The sequence below is a fragment of the Noviherbaspirillum sp. FW303-A3 genome (genome assembly GCF_058788695.1).
This window is the reverse complement of the sequence record NZ_JBYTAZ010000001.1, coordinates 2,122,378-2,136,412: the sequence shown is the minus strand read 5'-3', so window position 1 is coordinate 2,136,412 and position 14,035 is coordinate 2,122,378. Positions and strand designations below refer to the sequence as shown.

General features: G+C 63.1%; 14 protein-coding genes. 3 read left to right on the top strand and 11 right to left on the bottom strand.

Translation table 11 applies throughout. From position 1 onward, the window contains the following. Positions 1–7 precede the first annotated feature (7 nt). The 11 genes from AC3WOY_RS10495 to AC3WOY_RS10445 form a co-directional block, all read right to left on the bottom strand. A complete protein-coding gene (locus tag AC3WOY_RS10495; protein ID WP_492423444.1) occupies positions 8–2,326 on the bottom strand; it encodes a sensor histidine kinase in 2,319 nt (772 codons plus the stop codon). 1 nt (position 2,327) lies between these two features. Next, a complete protein-coding gene (locus AC3WOY_RS10490) occupies positions 2,328–2,906 on the bottom strand; it encodes a DUF4390 domain-containing protein (RefSeq protein WP_492423442.1) in 579 nt (192 codons plus the stop codon). A 183-nt stretch (positions 2,907–3,089) separates the two neighbouring features. Next, positions 3,090–4,406, bottom strand: coding sequence for a 16S rRNA (cytosine(967)-C(5))-methyltransferase RsmB (gene rsmB / locus AC3WOY_RS10485; protein ID WP_492423440.1), 1,317 nt, complete (start codon positions 4,404–4,406; stop codon positions 3,090–3,092). A gap of 44 nt (positions 4,407–4,450) precedes the next feature. Next, on the bottom strand, positions 4,451–5,083 hold the full coding sequence (locus tag AC3WOY_RS10480) for a LysE family translocator (protein WP_492429255.1): 633 nt from the start codon (positions 5,081–5,083) through the stop codon (positions 4,451–4,453). A gap of 71 nt (positions 5,084–5,154) precedes the next feature. Further along, positions 5,155–5,499, bottom strand: coding sequence for a DUF1840 domain-containing protein (locus AC3WOY_RS10475; RefSeq protein WP_492423438.1), 345 nt, complete (start codon positions 5,497–5,499; stop codon positions 5,155–5,157). A 66-nt stretch (positions 5,500–5,565) separates the two neighbouring features. After that, positions 5,566–6,819, bottom strand: a complete 1,254-nt coding sequence (locus AC3WOY_RS10470; protein WP_492423436.1) for an MFS transporter — start codon at positions 6,817–6,819, stop codon at positions 5,566–5,568. A 1-nt stretch (position 6,820) separates the two neighbouring features. Then, positions 6,821–7,351, bottom strand: coding sequence for a hypothetical protein (locus AC3WOY_RS10465; RefSeq protein WP_492423434.1), 531 nt, complete (start codon positions 7,349–7,351; stop codon positions 6,821–6,823). Between the two features lie 40 nt (positions 7,352–7,391). Then, entirely contained in the window at positions 7,392–8,372 is a 981-nt protein-coding gene (locus AC3WOY_RS10460) for a DMT family transporter (protein WP_492423432.1), read from the bottom strand. A gap of 54 nt (positions 8,373–8,426) precedes the next feature. Beyond that, complete coding sequence (locus AC3WOY_RS10455) at positions 8,427–9,305, bottom strand: AraC family transcriptional regulator (protein ID WP_492423430.1); 879 nt, start codon at positions 9,303–9,305, stop codon at positions 8,427–8,429. A 50-nt stretch (positions 9,306–9,355) separates the two neighbouring features. Then, positions 9,356–10,879 (bottom strand): YifB family Mg chelatase-like AAA ATPase, encoded by a 1,524-nt coding sequence (locus AC3WOY_RS10450; RefSeq protein WP_492423428.1) that lies wholly within the window; start codon positions 10,877–10,879, stop codon positions 9,356–9,358. Between the two features lie 3 nt (positions 10,880–10,882). Next, positions 10,883–11,125: an accessory factor UbiK family protein gene (locus tag AC3WOY_RS10445; protein WP_492423426.1), complete on the bottom strand. Its 243-nt coding sequence runs from the start codon at positions 11,123–11,125 to the stop codon at positions 10,883–10,885. Positions 11,126–11,362: 237 nt separating this feature from the next. Here AC3WOY_RS10445 and AC3WOY_RS10440 point away from each other — a divergent pair, with 237 nt between their 5' ends. Genes AC3WOY_RS10440 through AC3WOY_RS10430 form a run of 3 tightly spaced genes read left to right on the top strand, consistent with a single transcriptional unit; the run spans position 11,363 to position 14,001 of the window. Further along, positions 11,363–12,091, top strand: a complete 729-nt coding sequence (locus AC3WOY_RS10440; RefSeq protein WP_492423424.1) for a TorF family putative porin — start codon at positions 11,363–11,365, stop codon at positions 12,089–12,091. 11 nt (positions 12,092–12,102) lie between these two features. Continuing rightward, on the top strand, positions 12,103–12,441 hold the full coding sequence (locus AC3WOY_RS10435; RefSeq protein WP_170942283.1) for a P-II family nitrogen regulator: 339 nt from the start codon (positions 12,103–12,105) through the stop codon (positions 12,439–12,441). 12 nt (positions 12,442–12,453) lie between these two features. After that, entirely contained in the window at positions 12,454–14,001 is a 1,548-nt protein-coding gene (locus AC3WOY_RS10430) for an ammonium transporter (RefSeq protein ID WP_492423421.1), read from the top strand. The last annotated feature ends 34 nt before the right edge of the window (positions 14,002–14,035 follow it).

Below are 14,035 nucleotides of genomic sequence, written 5' to 3'. Positions count from 1 at the left end.
ATTTGTTTCAGGCCGCCGCTCGATTCTCGTCCGGCGCTAACTTTAACAGCAAAATTGCTACTTTGGCACCGCCGCCGTTCGACCTGTTCTTGATGTCGATACGACCGCCGTGTTCATCCACGATCTTTTTTACCATCGCCAGGCCGAGCCCCGTTCCGCGCGACTTGGAAGTGACGTAAGGTTCAAACGCGCGCGCAAGAATCTTCGGCGAGAAGCCCGGGCCATTGTCGGCGACAGTCAGTCGCACCGCCGTGCGATGCCCGCCGTCCGGGTCGTCGTAATGCACGGCCTCCGTGGTCACGTCGATGTGCGGCTTGACATCCGGCAATGCGCGGTCGGCTACCGCGTCCTGCGCGTTCTGCAGGAGATTATGAATCACTTGCCGCAACTGGGTCGCATCGCCCATGACCTGCGGCAGGTCCGGGCTGAGCGAGGCACGAATGATATCGCGCTCGTCGCCGCCGACATACAGATGCAGGATCTCCTCCACCAGTGCATTGAGGTCGAGCGGCGTCAGGACCGCGGGCGGCGTCTTCGCGTAATCGCGGAAGTCGTCCACCATGCGCTTCATGGCCGAGACCTGGTTCACGATGGTGGCGGTACTCTTGCTCAGCACGGCGGCGTCCTGGCCCTCCAGCTTTGCTTCGAGTTTCATCTGCAGGCGCTCGGCCGAGAGCTGGATCGGCGTCAGCGGATTCTTGATCTCGTGTGCGAGGCGGCGCGCTACTTCGCCCCAGGCGACCGAGCGCTGCGCGGAGATCACGTCGGTGATGTCATCGAACACCACGATGTAGCCCGTCCCTCCTGCCACCGGCAGGTAGGAACCCCGCGCCAGCAGGGTGATGTCGTTGTCCCCATCGGGTTCGGCGGTGCGGCGCGGGACCTCGATCTGCTTCTGCCAGTGGAGGTCGGCCGGTGCGTCGCCCGCCGATTGTGCGCGCTGCTCGGAAAATGCCTTCGTGATTGCATTGGCCATCGGCTCCAGGCCATCGATGGCGGACAAAGGCTTTCCGATATGGGCGTCGAATTCGTTCAGCAGGATGCGCTCCACCGATTCATTGCATGTCACCAGCCTGAACTGGCTGTCCAGTACCATCACGCCGGCCGACATGTTGGCCAGCACCGATTCGAGGTACGCCTTCGCATTGGACAGCGCAGCGCGGTTCCGTTCTGCCGAGGCTCGCGCTTCCGACAGTTGCCGCGTCATCGTATTGAACGATTGCGTCAGCGTTCCCAGTTCATCCGACGTCGCCACGATCGGCCGCGGCGACAGGTTGCCCTCCGCCACTGCCTTGGTGCCTTCCGCCAGGACCAGCAGCGGCTGCGCGAGGTCGCCTGCGATCAGGAAGGCCGCGGCAATCGCGCCGAAGATGGCGAGCAGCAGGGTCAGCGTCAGTGTCACAAGGTAAATCTTGCGCAGACCGGTCCGTGCAAGCGAGCGTTCCTGGTACTCGCTGTAAGCCGCGCGCAGCGCCTCCGCGTTGGCGGCGAGGTGAGCCGGGACGGGCTGCAGCAATTGCAGGAAGCGGGTCTCGCTCTGCAGCGACAGGTCGGAGTTGGACGCCGGGATTTCCACCACCACACGCAGGCGCAGGTCTGCAGCCGCATTAGACGACGCGCGCTGCTCCTGCGCAGCCGGCGCCTGGCTATCCTTTGCCGGGCTGTCGCTGAAATCGAAGCCTCCTTCGATGGCCGAAAACCCGCGCGACATGCGCGCCTGGCGCAGCATCGCCGCAGTGGGGAGGTCCGGCACCAGCGTACCGATACGGCCGCCGACAGTCGCGACAATATGACCGTTGGAAGTGACAATAGTTGCTTCCTGCGTTTGACTTTGATCACGCAGGCGGGAAAGTTGCGTGACCTGTGCCGACTCGGACATTTCCGACAGTTCGATGGCAATGCTGCGTGCCTTGGCGCTCAGGTCGGCAAGCGATGCGTCGAGCGCCGTGCGCCCGAGGGTGAGGCCGGATTCCAGCGCCGATTCCACCCGCACGTCGAACCAGGATTCGATCGAGCGCGATACGAACTGCACCGACACCATGTAAATCACCGTCCCGGGCAGGATGCCCACCACCGCGAACAGCAGCACGAGCCGCGTCATCAGCCGCGAGCCGAATTCGCGGCGTTTTCGTCCGCGGTACAGGCGCGCCAGCAACAGGCCCACCAGCGCCAGCAGGGCGACGGCGATCAGCGCATTCAGGACCAGCAGCTCGGGGTAGTGGCGGTCGAAGAAGGCGGAGTTCTCGGACGCGGAAGCGAGCAGGAACAGCAGGATGCTGACGATCGCGCCGCCGACGACCAGGAAATAACGCAGGAACCGTTGCACCTTATTCCGCCCTGAACGTGAATTGCTTCCAGTCGGAAGAGAAGCGCCAGTCCGAGCTGTTCATCGCATGGACCTGGAACGGCTTGGGAAGGCGGGCCACGTCCAGCCCCATGCGAACCGCGACGGTGTACACCTCGCCCGACTTGAGCGCGCCTTTTTCGGCAACCACCCAGCGGCTGGGCCGGCGCACCAGCGACAGCGCGTCATCGAGCGAGGTGAAGCTTTGCTGCAGCCGGCCGCTGATGGAGGCATGGTACTGGTGCGTCAGCACGTTGTAGGAGATGCGGATGGTCTGGGCGGCGGTCACGGCCTTTTCATCGAACCAGTACCAGCGCGGCCGGGTCAGCTGGACCTCGGTGGTGAAATAGAGCGGTATGCCGCGCGTGACCGCATCTTCCAGTCCGCGCGTCAGTTCGAAGGAAAAACCGAGGGCAAGCTTGTAGCCGTCGTCGGTATATTCCAGTGCCGCCTGCGTGATCTCGACGCCTTCCGCGCGGGCCGGTGCCGGCGCAAGCGCAGCCGCCAGCAGCATCGCTGCCAGCATCCAGCTCGTCAGCAGGTGAAGGACAGGACGAATCACTCGTTCGGGCGCAGGTCGGTCACGGGGATGGATCGTTGTTCAGGAAAACTCTTGCAGACCTGCCGGAGCAGCGTCCGGAGGGCGTTTCCCCCGGCTCGCCTTGCCGACGTGGATCAGATGCCCCAGCATGCAATTCGTTCTGTTCATGCGCCTGTCTCAGTGGGTAAGTCGGCGAAGATACTATCAGACCCCGCCTTTTTGGAATAGCGCATAGAACAAGCCATCGTGATCTTCTTCCCCGTCCGCCGCGGGAAGGAGCTGGCCGGGCGCGGAGAGGCGGATGGCATTGTGACGTTCGGCAAAGGCGGCGGCCTGCAGCTCGGATTCCTTCGGCCAGAGCGAGCAGGTGACCAATGCCAATTTACCATCGGGTTTGAGCATCCGCCACAGGTTGTCGAGGATTCGACTGGAAAGTGTTGCAAGCTGCGCTGCATCTTCCTTGCGGCGCAGCCAGCGGATGTCCGGATGGCGCCGCACGATGCCGGAGGCGGTACAGGGCACGTCGGCGAGAATGCGGTCGAACGGCACGCCGTCCCACCAGTCGCCGCTGCTGGCGTCGCCCGTCTTCAGGCGTGCCTCCAGTTGCAGCCGATCCAGGTTCTCGGTAATGCGGGTGAGGCGGGCCGGGTCGCTGTCGAGCGCGAGCAGGTCGATGTCCGCGCATTCCAGCATATGCCCGGTCTTCCCGCCGGGGGCGGCGCAGGCATCGAGCACGCGCATGCCGTCGCGCAGGTCGAGCAGCGGCGCCGCCAGTTGGGCAGACGCATCCTGCACCGACACCACGCCTTCGGCAAAGCCCGGGATCTGCATGACCGGAACCGGCTTTTCCAGGCGTACTGCGGAAGGTCCGATCACGCTTGCACCGATCTGTGCGTTCGCCAGCGTGCGCATGTACTCTTCGACCGACGACTTGCGCCTGTTGACGCGCAGCGTGAGCGGCGGCGTGCGGTTGCCGGCGGCGAGGATGCTTTCCCATTGCTGCGGATAGGCCGCGCGCGCCGAGTCGATCCACCACTGCGGATAATTCCAGCGGCCGGGACCGTGTTTCAGTACCTGCGGCATGAGCGCCTCGCGCTCGCGCAAGAAACGGCGCAGTACCGCGTTCACCATCCCCTTTGCATGCGCAATGCCCGCGTCCGCCGCGGCGGCGGTCACGGCCTGGTCCACGACGGTAAAGCTTTCGTATGGCGCATCCGGCGTGGCGGCGCTGTCGTCGCACAGCAGGGCCAGCGCGCAGGACAGCAGTGCGCGCAATTCAGCCGGTGAGGGAGGCTTGGATGCCAGCAGTCCGAGCAGCAGGTCAGCACGCCCGAGCTGCCGCATCGTGCGATAGGCAATGTCCTGCATCGCACCGCGTGCCTGCGGCGGCGCTGCAGTCTGCACGAATACCGCAGCGAGCGCTTGCGGCAGGGCCGTTCCCGCCTTGACCCTGGCAACGGCGTGGGCTGCGCCCAGCAGGCTGAAGGCGAGGGAATCTGTTTTCAGTTGGGTGTTCGACATCGGCATGCGCGGCGGCGCCGCGCAATCTCCCGTAATAAGATGAATCAGGTCTTGGTGAAGGCGAGCTTGGCGCCCAGCGCCACGAAGGTAGCGCCGACCACGCGCTCCAGCCACAGTTTCACGCGCGGATTGCGTCCTGCGCGCCGTGCCAGCGTTCCCGCAAGGAAGGCCGTGCCGCTGTTCCAGAACATGCTGATGACCGCGAACGCGACGCCAAGCAGCAGGAAGGCCAGCGTCTTCTGTGGTGCGTCGGTGCGCACGAACTGCGGGATGAATGCGAGGAAGAACAGGATCACCTTCGGGTTGAGCACATTGGTGACCATGGCTTGCAGGAAGATCGTCCGGTGCGGACGCACATCGCGAACCGCATCTGCAGTCGAGGGAGTGCCCGGCTTGACGAGCATCATGCGAATGCCGAGATAGATCAGGTAGGCGCCGCCGGCAAGCTTGATGAAGGTGAAGGCGGTGGCGGAAGCGGCGAGGATGGCGCTCAGTCCGATGGCGGACGCAAGTGCATGCACGCAGCATCCCGCGGAGATGCCAAGGGCCGACATCATGCCGGCGGACCGGCCCTGCGCGATACTGCGCCCCAGGATATAGGCCGTATCAGGGCCGGGCGTGGCGTTGAGCAGCAAGACTGCAACGAGAAAGAGGCCGAAATCGGAAATTCCAAGGATGTCCATACGCAGTGCGCACCGAAGATCCGGTGCGGTCAGGCAAAGACATCATTGTAGCCTCGTTGCAGATCCTATACGCCCCACATCACGTCTTTGCCGTCATTTCGGGCAGCACGCAACATTTCCAGCAGGGGGTAGGCGCGGGTTGCAAAACTGACAAATTCGACGGGTTCATGGTCATTGTCATCGCCTTCATCGCCATGATGCGCCAGCACGTCGCGTTTTACCTCCTCGGACGTCGGGTGCAAGCGGCTTTCGGCGATTTCCGCCTCCAGCTTTGCCACGGCGTTCGGCGCCTCTTCCGACGTGATGACACCGAGTTTGACGTCCTTGTTCAGCAACTCAAGAATGCGCTTGGCGTGTTCCTCATACATCATGACTTCCGCCGCTGCCTTTGATTTGAATGTAACTAGCATGGGGCCTCCGATAGCAGTCTCTACTTCTTAACATAGCATGAGTTTGGGATTTTGCTATAGGCCAAATCAGTGGACGGACGGCGCCGCACGATTGGCGACGAAGGCAGCCAGCGCCAGTGCCTGGCCGGCAATGCATATCGCCAAGGCACCGCGCATGGCGTCGGGGGCCGATGTTCCGAACGAGGAGAACATGTCGATCAGCAAACCCACGCCCCACTGCACAATGAAAGACCCGACGAAAACCATGAGGTTGAAGGCGCTGTTGGCGCGGCCTGCCAATGCAACAGGGAAAGCAAGGCTGACGCCGGTTTGCGTCAAGGTCGTTACCGTCACGCATGCTGCGAGGACAAGCCATAGGGCCCATGACGACGGTGCCGATGTGGAAAGCATAGCCAGTTGCACCACGACGGCACCGGCCAGGCCGGCTGCAATGACGCGCACCGAGGAAAAACCGCGCGAACCGCCATGCGCGACATGGCGCGGCGCCCACCACGACATGCCAAGAAAGGACAGCATCATGCACAGGTTGAAAACGAACAGGATCTGCGCCGTCTGCTGCTTGCTCATTCCCAGCACCGTCATCATCCATGGCCCCGCCCACAAGGTCTGCCATGCGGAAAGACAGCCGTGGTTGACGATGCCCAACAGTCCCATGCGGCGGAAAAAGGGATCGGCAAAGATATGACCATATCCCAGTGCGCCGGTACCCGGTGCGGCGGGTTTCGCTTGTGCCGCCGCATGCTGGCTGGCCTCGACTTTCCTCAGCAGAAAGAAGATCAGAGCCGCAATCACCAGGATCATTCCGCTCATGACCCAGAATACTCCGCGCCAACCGATGAGCGGCAGTGCCGCGCTGACCGGCACGGTCGCCGCAAGCGCGCCCGAGGTGCCGGCGACCAGCATCCAGGCAGCCAGCCGGCTTTGCTGATCCGCAGGAAACCATTGCCGGTATGCCTTGAATGGTGCCATCAGGCAGGCCGAGACGCCTACGCCGATCAGCATGCGGCCGAGCCACAGGCCGGCAAGGGATTCGCTGCTGGCGAAGATGGCCGCGCCGGCCGCGGCGAAGAGCAGCAGGGCCGATTCTGTGCGCCGGGGGCCATACTTGTCCAGCCAGATGCCGAGCGGCAGCTGCAGTGCGGCGAAACTCAGGAAATAAGCCGATGACAACAGGCCGAGGTCGGCATTCTGCAGGCCGATGTCCGCCTGGAGGTCCGGCGCGATGACGGCATTGATGGAGCGGAAGGCGTAGGACAGGAAATAGGCAGCCGCAAAACACAGGAAAATTTGCGCAGCGGCCAGTCCGCGGAGTGCCGCCATGTCAGTTGAGCTTGAAGGACGTGAGGAAGGTGTCGGCCGCCTCGCGCGGCAATGCGCTTTCCTTGCCGACCGCGATCACCTGGTAGATGCGCTTGCCGTTGGCGACGAAGCGGCCGAACAGCACGCGGGATTCCGCGCCGGCGGCCTCGATGTCGATTGTCGCCGGAACAGCGCCGGGAGCGGATACCGTTTCCTTGCGCACGCTGCCGCCGATATTGCGGACCAGCGCTGTCTTCATCGCTGTCAGCGCCCGCAGCGCCCTGGCTTCATCCGGCAATTCCGCGGTTCCGACAGCGAAGGTCACGCCATCGACATCTGCGGCCGTCATCGTCATGGATACTTCAATGCCGTCGAGGTTGACCGTGCGCGTATGCGATGCCGGTTTGGCGGGCAGCAGCACGACGAAGGTCGCCGGCGAACCGCGCACTTCGCGCCAGTCGAACTTGGGGCTGCAGGCGGCGAGCAAGGCGATACAGGCGATGCACGCCGCCTTTGCGAGGAGGGAAACAGGGGAGGTGAACATGGGCGACATGGTAGCAGTTGCACCGTATTCCGTCCCGGCATGACTGTCGTCAGTCGGCTCCCTGCGGCGTCGCTGCCGCCGTGCCAACAGCATGCGCCTTCTGGAACGTGCGCATTCCCAGCACGACGCCCACGCACAGCAGCGCGATACCGGCAAGTACCGTGGCGGTCGGCGCCGCGCCGCGCCAGATGAATGCATACAGCAGCGCCGATAAGGTTTCGAACACGATAAGCTGTCCGGCCAGCGAGGTCGGGAGTTTCTGGCTCGCCTTGTTCCACAACATGGTGCCGAGCCACGACGCGCACAACCCGAGCGTGAGCATCAGGCCGATGAATTCCATCGGGCGCGGACCGAGCGGGAAATCGTAGGCAGCGGGCTGGAGGGCGGCATAGACGCCGTAGCCGGCGAAACCGACGAGCGCCAGCGGCAGCGTCGCCAGTCCCTGCACAGTCGCCCAGGTGGACGAGGCGATGTGCGGATTCTGTTTCATGTGCCGCGCATTCATGATCGGATACCAGGTCCACGCAGCGAGGGCGCCGAGCGTAATGAAGCAACCCAGCGCATAGTCCGAGGTGGAGCGGCTGCCGTCGAGGTGCGCGAGTTCGCTCGCATTCACCAGCATCAGTCCGATGAAGATGATGATGAGCGACGGTGCAAGCCTGCCCCATGCCACCGTTTCCGACGGATGGCCGGGCGACCAGTTCGAGCAGATGGCAATCACGACCGGCAGCGTCCCGATCATCATCGTGGGCAACGGCGCGTCCGCAAGCTGGATGCCGGTGGCCAGCGCGGCGTAATAGAGGATGTTTCCGACCAGCGCAAGCTTGAGCGCCGCGATCCAGTCCGCCCTGGTGAGCGCGGCGATACGGCGGCGGTCGAAGTACGCCGGCACCAGCGCGATCAGCCCGAAGCCGATATAGCGGCCGAACGACAGCACCAGGCCGGGATAATCACCGAGCATGAGGGGCGCGACAAACACCAGTCCCCACAGGAGGCCGGCGCCGAGTGCGCAAAGTAATCCGATGAACATGATGATTCCGAAGAGTGGCTGCGGGTGCCAATGCGCACCCATGGGCACGGATTATCAGCGGCGGTTCGGTTCCGGTCTTGTACCGATTTGCTGTTGGTACTGGGCGGGCGTGACGCCGTATGCGCGCTTGAACCAGCGGTTCAGGTGGCTCTGGTCGGTCAGGCCGGCCGCCGCTGCCGCATCGGACGGCGTGGCACGTTTGGCAAGCAGCGATTTTGCACGGGCGGCCCGGCGCGCCTGCACGTATTGATGCGGCGTGACATGGAAGGCTGCGGAGAAGGTGCGGACGAAATGGAAGACGGACAGGCCGGCTTCGGCGGCCAGCATCTCGATGCCCAGGTTGTCGTCGAGATGCGCTTCGATGCAGTCCAGGACGCGTTGCATCGACGCCATCCGGCGCTTTTCGCTGGCCGAGGCCGGGCGCACCTCGCGCGCATTGCTGCCGTAGCGCGCGACGATGGCGTCGACCAGCGTCGTGAATTCCGATGCAAACGCGACATCGTTCGGCGCATTCCACATGCTGCGGAAGGTCTGCTGGAAGGCGGATGCAAGCGCAGGATCGTAGACGGTCGCATCGGGGAAGAAGGCTTCGCTGCCGGTCATCTCGCAGAGCGTTTCCGGCTCGATGTACAGCATTTGGTAGGTCCAGCCCGCGTCGACTTCGGCTTTTCCGGTGTGCAGCTCGTCGGGGTTAAGCATGACCAGCGTGCCTGCGGGAGCGACATGCTCCGAACCGAGATAGCGGAATCGTTCCGCCCCTGCCTCGATCGCGCCGAGCGAATAGCCGTCATGCACGTGCGGCGCGAAAGCATGGTGAACCAGCCGTGCCGAATAAAGCTCCACGCCCGGCAGGTGCGGGCTGGACTTGAAGGTGACGAATTCGGAAGGGTGATGGAACATGCAGGCCTCGACGCGCCGCGTGCTTTCCGGCATGCGGCTGGACTGCCATCATAAATCTTTATCGGTATTCCTGCGCAGCGTGCTCAATGTTCGCGTAATGCGCGCCGGTACTGGATTGCTTCCGCGACATGCGGCTGTGCAATCGTGGTCGCGCCGGAGAGGTCGGCAATCGTCCGCGCGACCTTGAGGACGCGATGATAGGCGCGCGCCGACCAGTTCAGTCTCGCCATCGCAGTGCGCAGCAGTTGTTCCGCCGCAGGATCCGGCTTGCAGTGCTCGTCGATTTCCGCGCCGGAAAGCGCATGGTTGGCCTTGCCTTGACGATCCAGTTGCCGGTCGAATGCGCGCTCGACGCGTTCGGCGATCGCCGCCGTGGGTTCGCCGTCCGCCTGCTTCAGCATGTCCTCGTGCGGCAGCGCACCGACCTGGATCTGCATGTCGATGCGGTCGAGGAGCGGGCCGGAAATCTTGTCCTGGTAGCGTGCCACCAGATCCGGCGTGCAGCGGCACTTGTTGGCGCTGTGGCCAAGGTAGCCGCAGGGGCACGGGTTCATCGCAGCGACCAGCTGGAAGCGTGCAGGAAAGTCTGCCTGGCGGGCTGCCCGTGAAATGGTAATGTGCCCGGATTCGAGCGGTTCGCGCAGGACTTCAAGAACCTTTCGGTCGAATTCCGGCAATTCGTCGAGGAAAAGCACCCCGCGGTGCGCCAGCGAGATCTCGCCCGGACGCGGCGGGCTGCCCCCGCCGACGAGTGCCACACCGGACGCCGTATGGTGCGGCGCGCGGTAGGGGCGCGATTTCCAGCGACTGGTCGAATAGCCGCTGGTGAGCGACTGCACGGCAGCCGACTCGAGCGCCTCCTCGTCCGTCATCGGCGGCAGGATGCCGGGGAAACGCGCCGCGAGCATCGATTTTCCCGTACCGGGCGGGCCCACCATGAGGACGCTATGGCCCCCTGTTGCCGCCACTTCGAGCGCCCGTTTCGCTTGTGCCTGGCCTTTGACATCGGAAAAATCGGGGTAGGCCGGCCGTACTGGGCTGGCTGCGGGGCGATGGCGTGAAAGCCTTGCATCTTCTGCCATTGCCGCAAAGTGGGCGCAAACCTGCAGCAAGGTGTCGGCGGGGAATATGGTGGCGTCCCGGACCAGGGCCGCTTCTTCCGCATTGGCCCGGGGCAGGATGAACGCGCGCTGCCGGCCGCTGCTGTCGGCTGCTCGGTGCATCGCATAGGTCATTGCCAGCGCGCCGCGGATCGGGCGCAATTCGCCGGAGAGCGACAGCTCGCCGGCAAACTCGTATTTATCGAGATCGTCGGCCGGCATCTGACCCGAAGCGGCAAGAATGCCCAGCGCGATGGGGAGGTCGAAACGCCCGGATTCCTTCGGCAGGTCAGCCGGGGCGAGATTGACGGTGATACGCCTTGCCGGGAATTCGAAGCAGGCATTCTGCAGCGCGGCGCGCACCCGGTCCTTGGATTCCTTTACCTCGGTTTCGGGCAGGCCGACGATGGTGAATGAGGGCAGGCCGTTCGCGAGGTGGACTTCGACCGTTACCTCCGGCGCGTGCATGCCGGCAAGGGCGCGGCTTTTCAGGACGGCCAGGCTCATCGATTACGGTTTTTTCAACTGCGTTTCCAGTGCCGCCACGCGCGCTTCCAGCGCGTCCAGCTTGGCGCGGGTCTTTGCCAGCACCTGGCTCTGGATGTCGAATTCCTCGCGGGTCACGAGATCCAGCCGGGAAAAACCTTGCGTCAGCATGGCCTTGACGTTGCGCTCGATGTCCTTCGCGGGGGAGTTCTCGATGGCCTGGTTGATCTTTGCCTGAAGGTCGTTGAAGAAGTTTGTCTTGTCCATAATCAATCCTAAGATGAAAAGACCGCACTTCGGTGGTGCGCGCAAACGTGGTGCGCATCACTGTGGTGCGAACTTTGTGGTGCATTGCCTTAAAAAGGTGTAAGCAGCGCGTGACCAATGCACGAAATTATAAAAATGATAACGCATCTGCACTGAAAAACGGTGGCATGAGTCCTGCTAAGTAGTTGGAAAAATGCAATTCGCCCATTTTTCCAACGCCATAAAAAGGGAAACGCCATGAAAAAACTCATTCTTGCCACTGCCATCGCCGCCGCCTTCACGGGCAGTCTCGCACAGGCCCAGGACAAGAAGCCGGATCATGAAGTCAGCTTCAACGCATCGGTGGTGAGCGATTACCGCTATCGCGGCATCTCCCAGACCCGCCTGAAGCCTGCCCTGCAGGGCGGCGCTGACTACGTCAATAACCCAACCGGATTCTACGCCGGTACGTGGTTGTCCACCATCAAGTGGATCAAGGATGTCCCGGGCGGCGACGCCAGCATCGAATGGGACATCTATGCCGGCAAGCGCGGTGAAGTCGTCGAAGGCGTTTCCTATGACTTGGGCGTGCTGCGTTACCAGTACCCGTCCAACAACCTGAACCCGAGCGCCAACACCACGGAAATCTACGGCCAGCTCGGCTACGGCCCGGCCTATATCAAGTATTCGCACTCGCTGACCAACCTGTTCGGCTTCGCCGACAGCAAGCGCAGCGGCTACCTCGACATCGGTGCCAACGTCGAAATCGGCGAAGGCCTGATCCTGAACCTGCACGCAGGCCACCAGAAGGTGAAGAACAATTCGCCGTTCAGCTACACCGACTGGAAGGTTGGCGTGACCAAGGACTTCGGCATCGTGACCGGTGCACTGGCACTCATCGGTACCGATACCGACAACTACGTTGGTCCGAACGGCAAGAACCTCGGCAAGAACAGCCTGGTCCTGTCGATCGCCAAGACTTTCTAAGCGAGGAAATCATGAAACTGATCACTGCGATCATCAAACCCTTCAAGCTCGATGAAGTGCGCGAGGCCCTCTCGGCGATCGGTGTCCAGGGCATTACGGTCACGGAAGTAAAGGGCTTCGGGCGCCAGAAAGGCCACACCGAGCTGTATCGCGGCGCCGAATATGTGGTCGACTTCCTGCCCAAGACCAAGATTGAAGCTGCCGTGGACGACGCCATCGTCGACCGCGCCATCGAAGCAATCGAAAGCTCTGCCCGCACCGGCAAGATCGGCGACGGCAAGATCTTCGTGTTCGACTTGCAGCAAGTCGTTCGAATCCGTACCGGCGAAACCGGTAAAGAAGCACTCTAAAGGAGGGGTGAGATGAAAAAACTGTTTGCAAGCATCCTGGCGGCAAGCTCCATGCTGATCGCCATCGGCTTTGCGCAACCGGCGCTGGCCGAGGAGGCCGCACCGGCCAAGACCGAGGCGGTTGTCGTTGCGCAGGCAGCCGCACCTGCCGCTCCCGAGGCGGCTTCCGCACCGGCTGCGCCGGCCGCCGCCGCTGCAGCACCCGCTGCCGCCGCTGCTCCGGCTGAAGCCGCTCCCGCTGCGGCACCGACGGCCAACAAGGGCGACACCGCCTGGATGATGATGGCAACCGTGCTCGTCATCCTGATGACGATCCCCGGCCTGGCACTGTTCTACGGCGGCCTGGTCCGTACCAAGAACATGCTGTCGATCCTGATGCAGGTGTTCATGATCTTCTCGCTGATCATCGTGCTCTGGTGCATCTACGGCTACTCGCTGGCATTCACTGAAGGTGGCTCGTTCATCGGCTCCTTCGATCGTCTGTTCCTGAAGGGCATCACGCCGGAATCGATGGCGGCCACTTTCAGCAAGGGCGTCGTGATCCCCGAGTTCGTGTTCGTCGCCTTCCAGGCAACCTTTGCAGCCATTACCTGCGGCCTGATCGTCGGCGCGTTCGCCGAGCGCATCAAGTTCTCCGCCGTGCTGCTGTTTGTCGTTCTGTGGTTCACCTTCTCCTACCTGCCGATCGCACACATGGTCTGGTTCTGGCCTGGTCCGGATGCCTATACCGACGCAGCCGCTGCTGAAAAGGCGACCGCTGCCGCCGGCTGGCTGTTCGCCAAGGGCGCGCTCGACTTCGCGGGCGGCACCGTGGTGCACATCAATGCCGCTATCGCAGGACTGGTGGGCGCCTATGTCATCGGCAAGCGTATCGGTTACGGTCGCGAATCCATGGCGCCGCACTCGCTGACGCTGACCATGGTGGGCGCATCGCTGCTGTGGGTGGGCTGGTTCGGTTTCAACGCCGGCTCCGCACTGGAAGCAGGCGGCACCGCTGCCCTGGCACTGATCAACACGCTGCTCGCTACCGCAGCCGCAACCCTGTCCTGGAGCTTCGGCGAATGGATGGGTAAAGGCAAGCCGTCCATGCTGGGTGCCGCTTCCGGCGCCGTTGCTGGCCTGGTCGCGATTACGCCGGCTGCCGGTTTCGTCGGCGTGATGGGCGCTCTGGTCATCGGCCTGCTGGCTGGCGTGATCTGCCTGTGGGGTGTGAACGGCCTGAAGCGCCTGCTCGGCGCGGACGATTCGCTCGACGTGTTCGGCGTGCATGGCGTCGGCGGTATCCTCGGCGCGCTGCTGACCGGCGTGTTCGCGGCTCCCTCCCTCGGCGGCACGGGCATCTACGACTACGTTGCCAACAAGGTTGCGGAAGAGTATTCGATCGCCGGCCAGGTCTGGATCCAGGCACAAGGCGTGCTGACCACCCTGATCTGGTCCGCTGTCGTGTCCTTCATTGCCTACAAGCTGGTGGACCTGATCGTTGGACTGCGTGTGCCGGAAGAAGAAGAACGCGAAGGCCTGGACATTTCCAGCCACGGCGAATCCGCATACCACTCCTGATCTCCAAGGGAACCCGTTTCCCCGCCCGCAACCG

What these genes read in the sequence shown, in the direction of transcription:
- AC3WOY_RS10445 (WP_492423426.1), bottom strand. Translation starts at nt 11,125, where the DNA reads ATGGACAAGACAAACTTCTTCAACGACCTTCAGGCAAAGATCAACCAG.
- AC3WOY_RS10465 (WP_492423434.1), bottom strand. Translation starts at nt 7,351, where the DNA reads ATGTCGCCCATGTTCACCTCCCCTGTTTCCCTCCTCGCAAAGGCGGCG.
- AC3WOY_RS10440 (WP_492423424.1), top strand. Translation starts at nt 11,363, where the DNA reads ATGAAAAAACTCATTCTTGCCACTGCCATCGCCGCCGCCTTCACGGGC.
- AC3WOY_RS10475 (WP_492423438.1), bottom strand. Translation starts at nt 5,499, where the DNA reads ATGCTAGTTACATTCAAATCAAAGGCAGCGGCGGAAGTCATGATGTAT.
- AC3WOY_RS10455 (WP_492423430.1), bottom strand. Translation starts at nt 9,305, where the DNA reads ATGCCGGAAAGCACGCGGCGCGTCGAGGCCTGCATGTTCCATCACCCT.
- AC3WOY_RS10430 (WP_492423421.1), top strand. Translation starts at nt 12,454, where the DNA reads ATGAAAAAACTGTTTGCAAGCATCCTGGCGGCAAGCTCCATGCTGATC.
- AC3WOY_RS10460 (WP_492423432.1), bottom strand. Translation starts at nt 8,372, where the DNA reads ATGTTCATCGGATTACTTTGCGCACTCGGCGCCGGCCTCCTGTGGGGA.
- AC3WOY_RS10470 (WP_492423436.1), bottom strand. Translation starts at nt 6,819, where the DNA reads ATGGCGGCACTCCGCGGACTGGCCGCTGCGCAAATTTTCCTGTGTTTT.
- AC3WOY_RS10450 (WP_492423428.1), bottom strand. Translation starts at nt 10,879, where the DNA reads ATGAGCCTGGCCGTCCTGAAAAGCCGCGCCCTTGCCGGCATGCACGCG.
- rsmB (WP_492423440.1), bottom strand. Translation starts at nt 4,406, where the DNA reads ATGTCGAACACCCAACTGAAAACAGATTCCCTCGCCTTCAGCCTGCTG.
- AC3WOY_RS10435 (WP_170942283.1), top strand. Translation starts at nt 12,103, where the DNA reads ATGAAACTGATCACTGCGATCATCAAACCCTTCAAGCTCGATGAAGTG.